A 16,331-nucleotide genomic window follows, 5' to 3' on the forward strand; every position below is an offset into this window, starting at 1 on the left:
AAAGAGAATATTTGATTTTAAGATCTTCATTTATTGAAATCCTCTTATATTTAATATTAATTTTAATCTAATGGAAGAAAATAAAATACCCCAGCGTTTTCTGGATAATATTGTGATCAGTTTATATCTTACCATTACATATGCTGTTTTGATTATTGTTTACTTAGGCTTACCATTCAGTATAAGTTCAGATTTCTTACTGATTCTGTTTATTGTCTGCAGTTTGATTTTTAGCATAGGAGCAATCTATTTTGCTGCTAAAAGTTATTCAAAAACAAAGATCAGTTCTGTTATTCTCATTATTATTAATGCTTTGGGATTATTAATACCGCTAACTCTTCTTATCCTGCTTATATAATCTTTTCTACTACGCTAAGGCTATGGTATTTGTGGCTTGTTGTTCTTATTTACTTTTATGAGAAATAGAGCTGTTTTTCTGTGCAACTTTCTATTTAAAAATGTTAAAATTCAAACATTATCATAAAATTTTCTAATATTATGTTGTTTTGCTAAAATTTTGGCAAATGTTTTGATATTACAACATTGCTTATCGATAAGAGCTAACCAAACTAATAATCAAAATTTTTAACAGTTTAAAAAGTAGTAGTGATGAAACAACATAATCAAAACCAGGAATTTCGTTTTAACGAAGTTCTCTTTGAGCACCGCAATAAAGAATATGGTGCCTATGCATTAAGAAACGAATCAGATCGAATATTAACCAAAGCGCTTTTTATCGGAGCAAGTTTAATGGCCGCAGTATCTATTACTCCGTTTGTGATTTCTGCAATGAAATCAGATGTAATGATAGATAGAATTAAGGATAATGGTGAAAGAAGAATAATTAAAATTGTTGAACCACCTGAAAAAGATCCTCCTGTCCAGATTGTAAAAACTGTTGCACCTCCAAACACGAAAACGTTTGACAGTACAGTGCCTACACCATCAAGTGAAGCTAAAGATGACGTAAAAAAAGATCCTGTACCGGATGACGCTGTTGCGGGCTTTGTAAACAACTTTAAAGGAGATCCTGTAGCACCTAATACACCGAATGTTCCAGTATCAGTAGGAACAGGCCCTGTAATTAATACTCTGCCACCGGTAATTTCTGATCCGGTGGATAAAAATAAAATTGCAGAATCTGGAGAACTTGGCGTAGAAGCTAATTTCACAGGAGGAATAGACTCCTTCAGAAATAAAGTAATGAACAACTTCGATGGTTCAGGATTTGAATCAGAAGATGTAGTAAAAACGACAGTTACCTTTATTGTAGAAATGGACGGAACCATCTCAGGGGTAAAAGCTAATGGAACCAACGCCGACTTTAACAGTGAAGCTATGAGAACAATCAAAAATATCTCAAGCAAAGGAAAATGGATTCCAGCCAAAAACAAAAAAGGAGAATTCGTAAGAAGTTATTTCAAATTTCCTATCTCAATGAAGTTTGATAATTAATAAGGAAAAACACATTTCAAATAGTTATCCACAAAGATTTTTTTTTGTGGATAATTTTTTTTATTGCTAAATTGCTTATTAACAATATTTTAACTCAATTTTGATTTTCCCCACTCACTGAGAGCAAAGAAAAAAGTGTATTTTTGAAACTTAAAGTTCTAATAATGGCAAAAATCATAGGTATTGCTAATCAAAAAGGAGGCGTTGGTAAAACTACCACCGCTGTCAACTTGGCGGCAGCATTAGGAGTATTGGAAAAAAGAATATTAATCATTGATGCTGATCCTCAGGCGAATGCTACATCCGGTCTGGGTGTTGAAGATGTTCAGTATTCTACTTATAATCTTTTGGAGCATAGTGCAGAAACAAGAGTTTGCATCAAAAGAACTGCGACTCCGAACCTGGATATTATTCCGTCGCATATTGATTTGGTAGCTGCGGAAATTGAATTGGTAGACAAGGAGGATCGTGAGTATATGCTGAGAAAAGCACTGGCAAGTGTAAGAGACGATTATGACTATATCATCATCGACTGTGCACCGAGTTTAGGTCTTATTACAGTAAACGCTCTTACTGCAGCAGATTCTGTAATTATTCCGATCCAGTGTGAGTATTTTGCATTAGAAGGACTGGGGAAACTTTTGAATACCGTTAAAAACGTTCAGAAGATCCATAATAAAGATCTTGGGATAGAAGGTCTTCTTCTTACGATGTATGACAGCCGATTGAGATTATCCAATCAGGTAGTGGAAGAAGTAAATCTGCACTTCCCGGAAATGGTTTTTGAAACCATTATCAGCAGAAACGTAAGATTGAGTGAAGCACCAAGTTTTGGAGAAAGTATCCTGAATTATGATGCAGAAAGTAAAGGAGCTGTTCAGTATATTCAATTAGCTGAAGAAGTTCTTTTAAGGAACGAAAACTTAATAAAGAATTAAATTAATAATAAATGGCCAATAAGTGTATGCTGGTCATCACTTGTTAAACATCATTTATCAATTATATCTATGAAGGACAAAAAAAGAGCTATGGGACGCGGTTTGGGCGCTATTTTAAGTGCAGAATCTAAAGCAACTGTCAATTCAGCTACTGATGAAGGAGCAGATAAGTTTGTGGGAAATATTGTAGAAGTTTCGCTTGAAGATATCTATCCGAACCCGACGCAGCCGAGAACTTATTTTGATGAAAAAGCATTAAACGAGCTTGCACAGTCAATTGAAAACCTAGGTGTAATCCAGCCGATTACCCTGAGAAAAGATGGTGAAAAGTTTGAAATCATTTCCGGGGAAAGACGTTACAGAGCAACTAAAATTGCAGGGTTAACGACTATTCCTGCCTATATCCGTTTAGTAAATGATCAGGAACTTCTTGAGATGGCTCTTGTTGAAAATATCCAGAGAGAAGATCTTGATGCCATCGAAATTGCATTGACTTATCATAGGCTTTTAGAGGAAATAGGACTTACACAGGAAAATCTGAGCCAGAGAATAGGAAAGGACAGAAGTACCATTACCAATTCTATCAGGCTGTTAAGACTAAATCCGGATATTCAGAATGCTATCAGAAGCGGTGAAATTTCTGCAGGACACGGCAGAGCAATCATCAGTCTTGAAAGTGAAGAAGATCAGCAGGTTTTGTTCGAGCTTATTATCAAAGAAAAATTAAACGTTCGTCAGGCAGAGCAGGCTGCTGCTGCATTGAAAAATCCAAAATCTCCCGCTGCAAAAAAAGCAAAAGTGGAGCTTTCCAATAACTATAAAAAAGCCCAGAAGACAATCGCTGATATCTTGGAAGTAAAAGTGGAAATCAAATCTTCTGGAAATGGTAAAAAAGGTAAAATTGTCCTGGACTTCAAAAATGAAGAAGAGCTGGAATATATTTTATCCCATATTAAATAATGAAGAAAATATTTTTCACATTTTTCTTGTGTATCGCTGCATTGGCCTATTCACAAGTAAAACCTATTGATACCGTTCGGATGCAGACTCCTCCGAAAGAGGAACCCCGTGTGGTAAAACCAGGTAAAACAGAAGCAAAGATCATTGAAGATCTGGAAAAAGCCAATGGTCCCACAGTAAAAACTATAAAATTGAATCCCACCAGAGCAGGATTATATTCTGCTGTTTTACCGGGATTGGGACAGTTTTATAACAAAAAATACTGGAAAATTCCCATTGTTTGGGGAGCAGTAGGAGCCGGAGTGGGGATTGCTGTATGGAATGACAACCAGTATAAAAAATATCGTGAATACTACATCGCGAAACTTAATGGAACACCCAATGAGTTTGTGGACAGCCACCCGTTTTTAGATAAAAGAGCATTGGGGAACGCCCAGGACAGAGCGAAGAGACAAAGAGATTATGCTATTGCAATTACAGGACTTATTTATATTCTGAATATTGTAGATGCCGTAGTAGATGCTCACCTTTACGAAAGCCGTCATGACCCGGATTTGGTTTTTAAACCATCTGTTATTCAGGATCAGTATGGGTACAGTGCTCCCAAAACAGGGTTCAGTTTAAGTTATAGATTTTAGAAGACAACATATCTGCTAAAGACTTCGGTTGAAAGCAGTATTTAAAAATAAAAAAGATTATATGAAAATAGCATTAGTTGGTTATGGTAAAATGGGTAAGATCATTGATGAGATCGCACAGAAACGAGGTCATGAAGTAGTTGCCCGTCTTAAGGAAACCCCAACTGCTGAGAATCTTAATAATCCGGATGTTGTGATTGAATTCTCATTGCCGGAAGTGGCATTTGAAAACATCAAAGCTTGTCTTGAAAATAAAATTCCGGTGATCTGTGGAACTACAGGCTGGCTGGATCAAAAAGAAGAAATAGAAAAACTGGCTGTAGAAAACGACTCTGCATTCCTATATAGTTCCAACTTTAGTTTAGGAGTCAATTTATTTTTTGCTTTAAACGAAAAGCTTGCAGATCTGATGAAAAATGTAGATGAATACTCTTGCCAGTTGGAAGAGATTCACCATATCCATAAAAAAGATGCTCCAAGTGGAACTGCTATTTCTATTGCAGAAGGAATCATCCAAAACAATCCTAAATTTGATGCCTGGAAGCTGGAAGAAACAGAAGGTAAACAATTAGGGATTTTTGCAGTACGTGAAGATGAAGTTCCGGGAACTCATAGCGTGTATTACAGAAGTGAAGTAGACGAAATCGAGATCAAGCACACTGCTTTCAACAGAAACGGTTTTGCGCTGGGAGCTGTAGTAGCTGCCGAATGGATCAAAGATAAAAAAGGAAACTTCGCAATGAAAGACGTTTTGGGACTTTAATTTGTAACAAATTCTGTAAATTGCAGACAAATAAACAGAAAATGATGAATAGTGAATTGTAAACAGCGGACTGCTTTTATCATTTATTACTCATCATTTTTATCATAAGAATAGGCACAAAAAATTTATGAATTATTTTTTAACTTATACAGTATATGTCCTCATACTATCCGTATTGATGGGTGTTTCATCTTGGAAACTGTTCAAGAAAATGGGCTATAGCCCTTTATTTGCTTTTATCCCTTTCTACAACTATTTCATCATTCTGAAAGAAACAAAACATCCGAAATGGTGGGCGATCCTGTCTTATCTTCCGATTGTAGGGCCAATCATGATGTCTGTTTTCCACCTTTATCTGGTGAAAAAGTTCGGGAAAACCCTTTTCAAAGATCAGATTCTTACCGTGATCCTGCCGTTTATTTATATGGCGGTGATCAACTATTCTAAAGATGTAGAGTTAGAAGATGAAAATGCAAACGATCTGTTTCTTACAGACGAAGAAAAGAATGATAAAAAGAAAGATACATTCGTAGGTTCTATTACCTTCGCGGTAGTTTTTGCAACCATTATCCACGTTTTTGTAACACAGCCTTTTGGGATTCCTACAGGATCTATGGAGAGAACATTATTGGTGGGTGACTTCCTTTTTGTAAACAAATGGAGCTATGGTTACAGACTTCCGATGCGTCCGGTAGCAATACCTTTCCTTCAGGGGACCATTATGGATACAGGACAGAAAGGTAACCCGAAGGATGATCCAAAATCTTACGTAGACGGAATAAAGCTTCCTTACACAAGAATTTTACAATTCAACAAGCCGCAGAAAAATGATGTGGTGGTTTTCAACTATCCTCAGGATTCTGTACATACAGCGATCGACAGAAAAGATCCTTACGTAAAACGTTGTGTTGCTACAGCAGGTGATACTTTTGAAATGAGAGCCGGAAGACTTTTCGTTAACGGAAAGCCGGAAGTTGTTTTAGGAGATCAGGAAGTACAGCACAGATATATTGTAACAACCGATGCTCAATTAGATATCCCAACCTTATATAAAGCTTATGGATTTTTACCGGTTCAGGAGTTTCAACAGGATAACGGAGGATTTATTTATGGTTTTCAGGGGTTAACGGATAAGACGGCTAAAGAAATTAAAGAACTTCCTCATGTTCTTGATATGAAGGAAGAGGTTTCAGCAAAAGGTGAAGCTGCAGTATATTACAGAGATGAAGCCAAAACAAAGATTGATACTACTCAGTCTATTTTCCCGATCAACAAACCTTGGAATCAGGATTGGTACGGCCCGCTTAGAATTCCTAAAAAAGGAGATGTGGTAGCTATCAACCAGGAAACACTTCCAACCTATCAGTGGATCATTTCTGAATATGAGCACAACAGTTTAGAGAAAAAGAACGGGAAAATCTTTATCAACGGAAGAGAAGCAACCCAGTATACTATTCAGCAGGATTATTATATGATGGTAGGGGACAATAGAGATGCTTCTTTAGATGCAAGATTCTTTGGTTTTGTTCCTGAAGAAAATATTGTAGGAAAGCCAATGTTTACATGGATGAGTCTTCAGGGTGCATTTGCAGACAGCAGTTCTACTTATCAGGCGCCATTCAAAATCCGTTGGGAAAGAATGTTCAAAGCAACCAATACAGGAGAAGCCAATAAAACCTCTTACTGGTGGATTGCAGCGATGATCCTGATCTTGTTCTTCGGATGGGAATATTTCGTAAAATTATTCAGAAAGAAAAAAACTGAAGACGACTAATAGAAAAATTAAACTTAAAATAGAATGAAGTATTTGAAAAAATACTTCATTTTTGTATTATGAATATGAAGAATGTATTATTGCCGGCATTTTATTTGCCCCCAATTTCATGGTTTTCAGTGTTGTTAAATCCTGAGAATGAAATTACACTGGAACAGTTTGAGAGCTTTCCCAAGCAGACTTATAGAAACAGAGCGAACATCTATGGAGCCAACGGAAAACTGTCTTTAATAATCCCTATCCATCATAACGGAAAAAGAGAATTTAAAGATGTTGAAATTTCTTACCGTGAAGATTGGAGAGCCCTGCATTGGAAATCAATCAAAACAGCATATCAGAGTTCCCCTTATTTTGAATACTATGAAGATAAGTTCAGAAAAATATTTGAGCTTCAGGAAAAGTATCTTCTTGATTTTAACCTTAAAGGGATAGAAGTCATCCAACAGATACTTAAAACAGAAAAGGCACACTCTTTGAATGAAGAATATATCAAAAATCCTGAGAGTATTAATTTCAGAGAAAAGTTTTCGGCAAAACTTCCTTCAGAGTTTCAGATGGAAGAATATTACCAGACGTTTTCTGATAAATTCGGATTTTTGGAGGATTTGTCGGTTCTTGATCTTCTATGCAATAAAGGTCCGGAATCGCTTATGTATATAAAAAATATAAAACAAGCATATTAGCATACCATCGCTATTAATGGAATTTTCAGCATACAGCAGATGAAGTTGGCGATTGGTATATCTTTTTAAAAAATAAATTTCAACATATGAAAAAGGTATTATTAGCTGCAGTTTTTTTAGCAGGTTTTAGTTTTTCTTTCGCACAGGAATCTAAAGCTAAAAGTATTGATCCAAACGAAGACAAAGATCTGATGACATGGTATCATAAGGATTTTACAACTTCAAAAGTATATGGGGTAAATACGGCAAATGCTTATAAATACTTAGAATCTAAAGGACTGAAGCCTAAAACCGTTGTGGTAGGAGTTTTGGATAGTGGAGTACAGGTAGACCACCCCGGATTGGTAAATAACCTTTGGTCAAACCCTAATGAAATTCCCGGAAATGGTAAAGATGATGACGGAAACGGATATATTGATGATGTACACGGTTGGAACTTCATTGGAGGTAAAAACGGTGATATTGATATCGACAATATGGAAGTGACAAGAGTCGTTGCCAAATACAAACCTGTTTTTGAAGGAAGTGATTCTACTAAGAATAAAGCAAATCAGGCTCAAATGAAAGAAGAGTTTGAAATGTATATGAAGGCCAAAGATATGTTCAATACAAAAAGTATCGAGGCTCAACAGGATTTTATGACCTATTCTATGCTGAATGAGCTGATTCCTAATATGGTTAAATTATTAGGAGGTAAGCCTGTAACAGCTGAAACACTTTCAGCAATTAAAGCCCCTACAGATCAAAAAGATGCAATCGCACTGGAATTCCTGGGCCAGATTTCTCAAAGTCCTGAATTCAAAGGAAAATCTTCCACTGAATTTGAAAAAAAGATGAAGGAAGAGATGAAGGAGGCAATAGACCATTTTGCTCCGGCAGCAAAACAATATGATCTTTCCTATGATCCTAGAAAAGAGATTGTAGGTGATAACTATGATGATTATTCTGAAAAAGGCTATGGTAACAATCATTACGAAGGACCGGATGCAGAACATGGAACTCACGTAGCAGGAATCATTGCAGGACTTCCCCAGGGAAAAGAGATTCAGCACGGGGTAGCTTCAAAAGTTGCTAAGATCATGTCTGTAAGAACAGTTCCAAATGGCGATGAAAGAGATAAGGATGTTGCCAACGCCATCAGATATGCAGTAGATAACGGAGCGAAAGTTTTAAATATGAGCTTCGGGAAACCTGTTTCCCCGGGTAAAAATGTAGTCTGGGATGCTTTTAAATATGCCGAAGATAAAGGGGTACTTTTGGTAAAAGCTGCAGGTAATGAAAATGAAGATGTAGCAGAACATCTGGCATATCCTACCAACTTTAAAAATGTTACTGATGAAAAACCATTTGTAAGCAATGTTCTTGTGGTAGGAGCAAGTACCAATAAAAACAGTGCTTTGAGAGCCGATTTTTCTAACTACAATAAAAAAATGGTGAATGTTTTCGCTCCGGGAGAGGAAATTTATTCTACCGTTCCTAAAAACGAATACAAATACCTTCAGGGAACTTCTATGGCTTCCCCTGTGGTAGCTGGAGGAGCTGCTGTTTTATTAGCATATATGCCGGATCTGAAACCTTACCAGATTATTGAAGCGCTTGTGAAAAGCAGCAATCCAAGTACTGCAAACGGATTCACAGATCAATCGCAGGCAGGTGGTGTTATCGACCTGAAAAAAGCTGCGGAATATGCCTATACCAATTTCTACAAAGGAAAGCCGTCAAGTACTGCTAAGCCTTCGAAATCCGTAAAAAAGGCTGTTAAAAAATAATTTATCTCCCTGTGTTTAAGGAGAAACCATAGAAAGTCCGGATTTTTTTCGGACTTTTTATTTTTTATTTTAAATTTTGGCACGGTTTTTTGTAACTTTATAATAACAAAATAATAAACAACAAAATGAAAAAGTTACTACTTGCAGGGATGTTGGGAACATCACTTTTTGCAGTGTCGTGTTCCTCTGTTAACAAAGCAGCTACATCTCAAAATCAAAGAGCAGACTTCCTTAAATTAAAAGGAGATTGGCAGATCGTGAGCGTAGATTATGAAAAAGGCTATAAAATCAAACCTTTTGATGAAGGTGCAGATGCGCAGTGTTTCGTAGGAAGCCACTGGAGACTGATTCCTAACAACTGGACAGGAGCGTATACTTTGAACGGAGGTGGAGATTGCCCGGCAATTACACAACCTATCAAGTTTGAAGTAAAAGACGGTAACACGTTTATGTTTAAAAAAATTGCTCAAGGTACTAAAGCAAAACAAAATACAGCCGGTTATACAATGACGTTAATCAGCCAGACTACAGATCAGTTTTCTCTTCAGCAAGATGTTCCTTTTGAAGGAGGCAATGTAAAAGTAGTTTACAACTTCCAGAGAGCAGGAATGAAATAATTTATCAACATAAAAGATCAAAAAAATGAATTTTAATAAAACATACGTAGGAGCCCTTTTCTTGTCATCAGCATTATTATTGACAAGCTGTGAGGCGGTTCAGAATTCAAATCACCAACAAAGAGGCACAGCAGTAGGTGTTGCTTCAGGAGCAGTACTTGGAGGTATCTTGGGTAACAATGTAGGAAAAGGAGGAAATGGAGCTATTGGTGCTGTATTAGGTGGTATTATCGGTGGTGTAGCTGGTAATGTTATCGGTAACAAAATGGACAAGCAGGCTAAAGATATTAAAGAAACTTTACCGGGAGCTCAGGTAGAAAGAGTAGGAGATGGTATTAAAGTAACAATGAACGAAAGCATCGTTAATTTTGCATTCGACTCTTCAAACCTTACTTCTGTTGCACAGACTAACCTGGATAAACTGGCTCAGGTATTAGCGAACAACCCTGATACTAATATCAATATCTACGGACATACAGACAGCGTAGGTAAAGACGCTTACAACGTGGCGCTTTCTCAAAGAAGAGCAGATGCCGTGAAATCTTATTTAGTAGGAAAAGGAATTGTATCAAGCAGAATGTTCACAAAAGGGGAAGGTAAAAATATGCCGGTAGCCAGCAATGATACTGATGAAGGAAGAGCTAAAAACAGAAGAGTTGAATTTGCGATCACTGCAAATGAAAAAATGATTAATGATGCCAAGCAAGGGCAGTAATTAATTTTACATATAAATATTTTCGTAAAAGACCGCCCCGGCGGTTTTTTTTGTATTTTTATGCTAGAAATTTTGAATTGATTACTTTTGCACTTGAAACAACATAAATGAAGAAATATTTAAAGCTGCTCCGCGTAGAGCAATGGGTGAAAAACCTTTTTGTATTTGTCCCGCTCTTCTTTTCAGGTAACATTACCAACATAGATCTGCTTACTAAAAGCATTTTCGCATTTGTAATATTTTCGCTTGCGGCTAGTGTTGTATATATTCTGAATGATTATAATGATATTGAAGCAGACAGAAAACATCCTGAAAAAAGGAGAAGACCTCTGGCGAGTGGTGCTATTTCAAAAGCAACAGCTATAGGAATTCTTATCGGTCTGATTATTACAGATATTGTTCTTGTATTTTTTACACGATTCTATTTCCATGAGTTGCTATGGAAGTTTGCGATTATAATAGGATTCTATGTAGTGATGAATCTGGCATATACATTTAGACTTAAGCATGTTCCGATCATCGATATTTTTATTATTGCCATAGGATTTGTACTTCGTGTATTGGCTGGAGGTTATATTACTGGAATCAGTATTTCACAATGGGCTATTCTTTTAACGTTTGTATTGGCACTCGTGCTTGCTATTGGAAAAAGAAGAGGAGAATTGATCAATGCACAGGTTTCAGGAAAAACAAGACGGGCATTAGACGGGTATAATGTTCAGTTTGCAGATATTGCATTATCTATTTCTATTACGCTGGCTATTGTATGTTACCTGATGTTTACCCTGTCACCGGAAGTTCAGGAAAGATTCCATGAAAGGGTTTTTTATACGGTAATCTTCGTGGTTTTTGCCTTATTAAGATATCTTCAGCAGACATTGGTCTACAACAGAACGGAATCTCCTACAAAAATTGTGTACCGGGACCGCTATATACAGGTTACCCTATTACTTTGGGTTGCTGCATTTTTAATTCAAATTTATTTTAAGAAATGAAGCCGAATTTCACACAGAAAGTTACAAACTGGGGTAATTACCCGGTAGTGGAGAAAGAAATGAGATCAGAGGACAGTTTCAAAAAAATAAAAGAATTTGTACTCAATCACAACGAGATTATTGCCAGAGGAAACGGAAGATGCTATGGAGATGCTTCGTTGGGAGAATCTATATTTTCAACAAAAAAATTAAATAAGTTTATCAATTTTGACCGTTTAAACGGGGTGATAGAATGCGAATCCGGAGTACTGCTTTCAGATGTTCTGGAAATTGCTGTTCCGCAGGGATATTTTCTATACGTTACTCCCGGGACAAAGTTTATATCAGTGGGAGGAGCTATTGCTTCCGATGTTCATGGGAAAAACCACCATGCAGAAGGATGTTTTTCAGAATACGTGATTGAATTTAAGCTCATGACTGAGAGCGGACAAATTATTACCTGTTCCAGAGAAGAAAATTCAGAGAAATTCTGGGCTACTATTGGTGGAATGGGACTTACAGGGATTATTCTTACAGCAAAATTTAAGCTTAAAAATATAGAATCCGCATACATTCGCCAGGAAAGTATCAAAGCAGAAAACCTGGATGAAATCTTTAAACTGTTTGATGAAAGTGAAAACTGGACTTATACCGTTGCCTGGATCGATTGTCTTCAGAAAGGAAAAAATATTGGAAGAAGTATCCTGATGAGAGGTGAGCATGCCTTCCAACATGAGCTTCCCCAAAGTCTTTCGAAAACTCCTTTAAGATTAAAGAAAAAATTACAGCCTACAGTTCCTTTTTATTTTCCGGGATTTGTACTGAATGCACTTACGGTAAAAATATTCAACTGGCTATATTATAAAAAACAGTCTAAGAAGGAAGTCAAGAACTTTATTGATTACGAAACATTTTTCTATCCTTTGGATGCTATTAATGATTGGAACAAAATCTATGGGAAATCCGGTTTTATACAATATCAGATGGTGATTCCTAAAGAAGCGGGAAAAGAAGGAATGAAAAAAATCCTTGAAACGATTGCCAATAGTGGGAATGGATCATTCTTAGCAGTTTTAAAACTTTTTGGAAAACATAATCCGGAGGCTTATAACTCATTTCCGGTGGAAGGGTATACACTGGCCTTGGATTTTAAAGTGAATTCAAAACTGAAAAAACTGGTAGACCAGCTTGATGCAATTGTTCAGGAGTTCGGAGGAAGAATTTACCTTACCAAAGACAGTATGAGCAGATCATCACTTACCAATTATCTGAAAAATATTCAAAATCCTAAATTTGTGTCTTTACAGCACAAAAGAATCATAAACAACAACTCATAATGATAGTTCTGGGAAGCACATCTGAAGTGGCACAGGCTTTTGTGGAAAAAGCACTTCAGGAAGGAGAAAAGTTTGAAAAAATCTATCTTTTTACCTCAAATAAAGAAACTACAGAACGGTTTGCAAGACATATTGATGTGAAATTTCTGCAGCAGGCAGAAGTTATTGAACTGGATCTGACGAAAGAAATTGATTACAACAGATTTGATAATATCAATTCAAATGTATTATTTTGTGCCGTAGGATATTTAGGAGAAGGAACAGAAGAAGGACTGTATGATAACAGGAATACGGAACGCATTATAGATATTAATTATTCAAAACTGGTTCCCGTAATGAACTATTTTGCTCATAAATTTGAAAACAGAAGATCCGGAACGATCATTGGGCTTTCATCAGTAGCAGGAGACAGGGGAAGACAGAGTAATTTTATCTATGGAAGTGCAAAAGCTGCGTTTACAGCCTATCTGAGTGGTTTGAGAAACTATCTCTTTGATAAAAAAGTACACGTTCTTACGATAAAACCTGGGTTTATGGCAACCAAAATGACTGAAGGTCTGCCTTTAAATCCAAAACTGACCGCAACGCCGAAACAAGCGGCTGCCTGTATTTATAAAGCCTTTAAAAAGGAGAAAAACGTGGCATATGTTTTGCCGGTTTGGAGTATTATTATGATGATTATCAGGAATATCCCTGAATTTATATTCAAAAAATTAAAGCTTTAAAGAGAAATGAAAAAATTGTATTGTTTTGATTTTGACGGAACTTTGACCTACAAGGATACTATGTTTATGTATCTTAAATTCTACGATTCTACAAAATACCGGATACAATTTTTAAGACATGTACCGCTTTTCATTCTATTGAAGTTAAAGCTTGCCGAAACAGAAAAAGTGAAAAAAAGTTTTATCGGGTCTATTTTAAAAGGACAGTCTCAAGAAAAGATCGAAATGAAATCTAAACAATTTTTTGAACTTCACTATCCTAAAATTGTAAGGGAAAATGCATTAGACTTTATAAAAAATATCGATAGGAATAATACACAAAGTTTATTGGTGACCGCATCCTTAGATATTTGGGTAAAGCCTTTCGCTGAGGAACTTAAAATGGAGCTTGTTTCTACGCGGGCAGAGTTTAAGAACGGAATTTTCACAGGAAACTTTGTAGGGAAAAACTGTAATGGGAAAGAAAAACTGGTAAGAATTAAAGAAGAAATAAACAATTCTAAATACGATAAAATTATTGCATTTGGGGATACTTCAGGGGATCGGGCAATGTTGAAATGGGCAAATGAAGGACATTATCAATTTTTTCACTAATTTTGGGAGATAAAATTGTAAAAAATGAAAAGCCTGATAATTGCATGTACAGTAATATTGATGAGCTGTGCAAGCACTTCATCTCAGAAGTCTTCTGCTATGCAGGGAAATACTGAACTCCTTGTTTCTGAATCTCAGGGAGGAACTGATAAACCAGGCTTTAAGATAATTGAAGACGAAAAAGAGTTTCGTAACATTATCAGTGGAAGTTTTGGTACCGCAGATCTGGGAAAAGATTCTTATGTCAGCTATCCGAAATTTCCGAAAAATAAAAAAGTTGTTATATACAATTTGGGAACCTTCAGATCAGGAAGTCACAAAATTGAAGAAATCAAAAGTATCTCTGTAAAAAATCAGATTCTCTATGTAGAAGTTCCGGCAGGAGAACCCTCCGGTGGAATGGAAATTCAGGTGATCTCCAGTCCATGGTTTATTTTTACTGTTCCCACAGATTACAAGTTTACCTCCGTAGAATTAAAATATTCAAAATAATAATGGATAAAGTATATTTAGATAATGCCGCAACCACTCCGCTTGCAGAAGAAGTTATAGATGCAATGGTGGGCACTATGAAGATGAATTTCGGAAACCCGTCTTCAACGCACAGCTTTGGCCAGGAAGCAAAAATCCTTATTGAAAATGTAAGAAGACAGGTTGCAGACTATCTTCATGTAACTCCTGCTGAGATCATTTTTACTTCCTGTGGAACCGAATCCAACAATATGATCATCAAATCCTCGGTAGAACACCTTGGAGTAGAAAGAATCATCAGCTCTCCTCTGGAACATAAATGTGTTTCTGAAAGTATTTTGGACATGAAAAACAGAAAAGGAGTAGAAGTAAACTACATCCGTCCGAATGAAAAAGGAGATATTGACCTTACAAAATTAGAAGAGCTTTTAAAAGCCTCAGATAAAAAAACATTGGTAAGCTTAATGCATGCCAACAACGAAATCGGAAATATCATTAATCTTAAACAAGTTGCCCAGCTGTGCAAAGAGCATCATGCCCTTTTCCACTCGGATACGGTACAGACGATGGCTCATATGAATCTTGATTTCTCTGATATTCCTGTAGACTTCGCTTCCTGTAGTGCCCATAAGTTTCACGGACCAAAAGGAGCTGGATTTGCATTTATCAGAAAAGCAACGGGCTTAAAAGGAATTATTACCGGAGGACCTCAGGAAAGAAGCCTTAGAGCCGGAACTGAAAATGTTAGCGGCATCGTAGGACTGGGTAAAGCGTTAGAGCTTTCTCTGAATCATATGGATGAATATACCAACCATATGCAGGATATTAAAAATTACGCAATTGAAAAACTTTCTGCTGAAATTGAAGGAATTAAGTTCAACGGAAGAAGTGCTGAAAAAGAAAACAGCCTTTATACGGTTTTAAGTGCTTTACTACCTTATAAAAATCCATTGATAGGACTTCAGTTGGATATGAAAGGAATTGCAATCTCTCAGGGAAGTGCATGCTCATCAGGAGCTTCAAAACCTTCAATGGTTATGATGATGGTGCTTTCTGAAGACGAAATGGATCATTGTACACCATTGCGTATCTCTTTCAGCCATATGACAACCAAAGCGGATATCGATACATTAGTGAAGGCTCTGAAAGAAATTTCAAGCGACTATACTATAGAAAAAACTAATGTTGAGCATAGATAGTCTTATGCTTTAAAAATCGTAATTTTGAACATCCAATAGAGGATTAAAAGAAAATAATATTAATTAAAATAAAAGAAACAAAAATGGCTTTAGAAATTACAGACAGCTCATTTCAGGATACGGTTTTAAAATCTGATAAACCGGTATTAGTGGACTTTTGGGCAGTATGGTGTGGACCATGCAGAACTTTAGGACCAATCATCGAAGAAGTAGCATCAGATTTTGAAGGTAAAGCAATCGTTGGGAAAGTAGATGTAGACAACAACCAAGAGATTTCTATGCAGTATGGTATCAGAAATATCCCTACAGTTCTTATTTTTAAGAATGGGGAAGTGGTAGATAAATTAGTAGGTGTGGCTCCAAAAGAGGTAATCGCTGAAAAATTAAGCGCTCACTTATAAAAAAATAAGTTTGATAATGAATGCCTTCCAGTATTGGGAGGCATTTTTTTTAAAATAATTTGCAGATAACAAAAAAAGGTGTAATTTTGCAACCACGAAAAAGAAACGACGTTCTTTAAAAAATGATCCGGTAGTTCAGCTGGTTAGAATGCCGCCCTGTCACGGCGGAGGTCGCGGGTTCGAGTCCCGTCCGGATCGCAGAAGTTTTCTCAATTTCTTTTAAAAAATTGATCCGGTAGTTCAGCTGGTTAGAATGCCGCCCTGTCACGGCGGAGGTCGCGGGTTCGAGTCCCGTCCGGATCGCAAATACAATATAAA

18 protein-coding genes and 2 tRNA genes are annotated in these 16,331 nt (G+C 36.5%); all 20 read left to right on the forward strand.

Annotated elements, in window-relative coordinates; translation table 11 throughout:
* Nucleotides 1-70 precede the first annotated feature (70 nt).
* Nucleotides 71-358, forward strand: coding sequence for a hypothetical protein (locus tag KYG33_RS20430; RefSeq protein ID WP_180565309.1), 288 nt, complete (start codon nt 71-73; stop codon nt 356-358).
* 251 nt (nt 359-609) lie between these two features.
* Entirely contained in the window at nt 610-1,455 is an 846-nt protein-coding gene (locus tag KYG33_RS20435) for an energy transducer TonB (protein WP_180565310.1), read from the forward strand.
* A gap of 164 nt (nt 1,456-1,619) precedes the next feature.
* Entirely contained in the window at nt 1,620-2,393 is a 774-nt protein-coding gene (locus tag KYG33_RS20440; RefSeq protein WP_047374161.1) for a ParA family protein, read from the forward strand.
* Nucleotides 2,394-2,462: 69 nt separating this feature from the next.
* On the forward strand, nt 2,463-3,353 hold the full coding sequence (locus tag KYG33_RS20445; RefSeq protein ID WP_047380955.1) for a ParB/RepB/Spo0J family partition protein: 891 nt from the start codon (nt 2,463-2,465) through the stop codon (nt 3,351-3,353).
* Nucleotides 3,353-3,991 (forward strand): DUF5683 domain-containing protein, encoded by a 639-nt coding sequence (locus tag KYG33_RS20450; protein ID WP_047380957.1) that lies wholly within the window; start codon nt 3,353-3,355, stop codon nt 3,989-3,991. The genes KYG33_RS20445 and KYG33_RS20450 overlap by 1 nt, the downstream gene beginning before the upstream one ends.
* Before the next feature lie 61 nt (nt 3,992-4,052).
* Nucleotides 4,053-4,754, forward strand: a complete 702-nt coding sequence (gene dapB / locus KYG33_RS20455) for a 4-hydroxy-tetrahydrodipicolinate reductase (RefSeq protein WP_077415913.1) — start codon at nt 4,053-4,055, stop codon at nt 4,752-4,754.
* 127 nt (nt 4,755-4,881) lie between these two features.
* Nucleotides 4,882-6,528, forward strand: a complete 1,647-nt coding sequence (gene lepB / locus KYG33_RS20460) for a signal peptidase I (protein ID WP_077415700.1) — start codon at nt 4,882-4,884, stop codon at nt 6,526-6,528.
* A gap of 59 nt (nt 6,529-6,587) precedes the next feature.
* Nucleotides 6,588-7,211 carry a WbqC family protein gene (locus KYG33_RS20465; RefSeq protein ID WP_410493597.1) on the forward strand — a complete coding sequence of 208 codons (624 nt, stop codon included), beginning with the start codon at nt 6,588-6,590 and terminating at the stop codon, nt 7,209-7,211.
* An 86-nt stretch (nt 7,212-7,297) separates the two neighbouring features.
* Entirely contained in the window at nt 7,298-8,980 is a 1,683-nt protein-coding gene (locus tag KYG33_RS20470; RefSeq protein WP_219072326.1) for a S8 family serine peptidase, read from the forward strand.
* A 125-nt stretch (nt 8,981-9,105) separates the two neighbouring features.
* Nucleotides 9,106-9,597 (forward strand): lipocalin family protein, encoded by a 492-nt coding sequence (locus KYG33_RS20475; RefSeq protein ID WP_077415696.1) that lies wholly within the window; start codon nt 9,106-9,108, stop codon nt 9,595-9,597.
* A gap of 25 nt (nt 9,598-9,622) precedes the next feature.
* On the forward strand, nt 9,623-10,312 hold the full coding sequence (locus tag KYG33_RS20480; protein WP_219072327.1) for an OmpA family protein: 690 nt from the start codon (nt 9,623-9,625) through the stop codon (nt 10,310-10,312).
* A 107-nt stretch (nt 10,313-10,419) separates the two neighbouring features.
* A complete protein-coding gene (locus KYG33_RS20485; protein WP_077415693.1) occupies nt 10,420-11,307 on the forward strand; it encodes a decaprenyl-phosphate phosphoribosyltransferase in 888 nt (295 codons plus the stop codon).
* Complete coding sequence (locus KYG33_RS20490; protein ID WP_077415691.1) at nt 11,304-12,623, forward strand: FAD-binding oxidoreductase; 1,320 nt, start codon at nt 11,304-11,306, stop codon at nt 12,621-12,623. Before KYG33_RS20485 ends, KYG33_RS20490 begins: the two co-directional genes overlap by 4 nt.
* Nucleotides 12,623-13,348, forward strand: a complete 726-nt coding sequence (locus tag KYG33_RS20495; protein ID WP_077415689.1) for an SDR family NAD(P)-dependent oxidoreductase — start codon at nt 12,623-12,625, stop codon at nt 13,346-13,348. Before KYG33_RS20490 ends, KYG33_RS20495 begins: the two co-directional genes overlap by 1 nt.
* Before the next feature lie 6 nt (nt 13,349-13,354).
* Nucleotides 13,355-13,942: an HAD family hydrolase gene (locus tag KYG33_RS20500; RefSeq protein WP_077415687.1), complete on the forward strand. Its 588-nt coding sequence runs from the start codon at nt 13,355-13,357 to the stop codon at nt 13,940-13,942.
* Nucleotides 13,943-13,966: 24 nt separating this feature from the next.
* Nucleotides 13,967-14,434, forward strand: a complete 468-nt coding sequence (locus tag KYG33_RS20505) for a hypothetical protein (protein WP_077415685.1) — start codon at nt 13,967-13,969, stop codon at nt 14,432-14,434.
* Between the two features lie 2 nt (nt 14,435-14,436).
* Nucleotides 14,437-15,612: a cysteine desulfurase family protein gene (locus KYG33_RS20510; RefSeq protein WP_077415683.1), complete on the forward strand. Its 1,176-nt coding sequence runs from the start codon at nt 14,437-14,439 to the stop codon at nt 15,610-15,612.
* A gap of 83 nt (nt 15,613-15,695) precedes the next feature.
* Nucleotides 15,696-16,013, forward strand: coding sequence for a thioredoxin (trxA, locus tag KYG33_RS20515; RefSeq protein WP_047380983.1), 318 nt, complete (start codon nt 15,696-15,698; stop codon nt 16,011-16,013).
* Nucleotides 16,014-16,137: 124 nt separating this feature from the next.
* Nucleotides 16,138-16,211: transfer RNA gene (locus KYG33_RS20520), tRNA-Asp, on the forward strand.
* A 31-nt stretch (nt 16,212-16,242) separates the two neighbouring features.
* A tRNA-Asp gene (locus KYG33_RS20525) sits at nt 16,243-16,316 on the forward strand.
* Nucleotides 16,317-16,331: the final 15 nt, after the last annotated feature.

It is taken from the genome of Chryseobacterium sp. D764, from assembly GCF_019317325.1.
Classification (GTDB): domain Bacteria; phylum Bacteroidota; class Bacteroidia; order Flavobacteriales; family Weeksellaceae; genus Chryseobacterium.

Coding starts and splice junctions, on each gene's coding strand:
- KYG33_RS20440 (WP_047374161.1), top strand. CDS start 1,620: ATGGCAAAAATCATAGGTATTGCTAATCAAAAAGGAGGCGTTGGTAAA.
- KYG33_RS20485 (WP_077415693.1), top strand. CDS start 10,420: ATGAAGAAATATTTAAAGCTGCTCCGCGTAGAGCAATGGGTGAAAAAC.
- dapB (WP_077415913.1), top strand. CDS start 4,053: ATGAAAATAGCATTAGTTGGTTATGGTAAAATGGGTAAGATCATTGAT.
- KYG33_RS20475 (WP_077415696.1), top strand. CDS start 9,106: ATGAAAAAGTTACTACTTGCAGGGATGTTGGGAACATCACTTTTTGCA.
- KYG33_RS20510 (WP_077415683.1), top strand. CDS start 14,437: ATGGATAAAGTATATTTAGATAATGCCGCAACCACTCCGCTTGCAGAA.
- KYG33_RS20465 (WP_410493597.1), top strand. CDS start 6,588: ATGAATATGAAGAATGTATTATTGCCGGCATTTTATTTGCCCCCAATT.
- lepB (WP_077415700.1), top strand. CDS start 4,882: ATGAATTATTTTTTAACTTATACAGTATATGTCCTCATACTATCCGTA.
- KYG33_RS20500 (WP_077415687.1), top strand. CDS start 13,355: ATGAAAAAATTGTATTGTTTTGATTTTGACGGAACTTTGACCTACAAG.
- trxA (WP_047380983.1), top strand. CDS start 15,696: ATGGCTTTAGAAATTACAGACAGCTCATTTCAGGATACGGTTTTAAAA.
- KYG33_RS20470 (WP_219072326.1), top strand. CDS start 7,298: ATGAAAAAGGTATTATTAGCTGCAGTTTTTTTAGCAGGTTTTAGTTTT.
- KYG33_RS20445 (WP_047380955.1), top strand. CDS start 2,463: ATGAAGGACAAAAAAAGAGCTATGGGACGCGGTTTGGGCGCTATTTTA.
- KYG33_RS20480 (WP_219072327.1), top strand. CDS start 9,623: ATGAATTTTAATAAAACATACGTAGGAGCCCTTTTCTTGTCATCAGCA.
- KYG33_RS20450 (WP_047380957.1), top strand. CDS start 3,353: ATGAAGAAAATATTTTTCACATTTTTCTTGTGTATCGCTGCATTGGCC.
- KYG33_RS20505 (WP_077415685.1), top strand. CDS start 13,967: ATGAAAAGCCTGATAATTGCATGTACAGTAATATTGATGAGCTGTGCA.
- KYG33_RS20430 (WP_180565309.1), top strand. CDS start 71: ATGGAAGAAAATAAAATACCCCAGCGTTTTCTGGATAATATTGTGATC.
- KYG33_RS20495 (WP_077415689.1), top strand. CDS start 12,623: ATGATAGTTCTGGGAAGCACATCTGAAGTGGCACAGGCTTTTGTGGAA.
- KYG33_RS20490 (WP_077415691.1), top strand. CDS start 11,304: ATGAAGCCGAATTTCACACAGAAAGTTACAAACTGGGGTAATTACCCG.
- KYG33_RS20435 (WP_180565310.1), top strand. CDS start 610: ATGAAACAACATAATCAAAACCAGGAATTTCGTTTTAACGAAGTTCTC.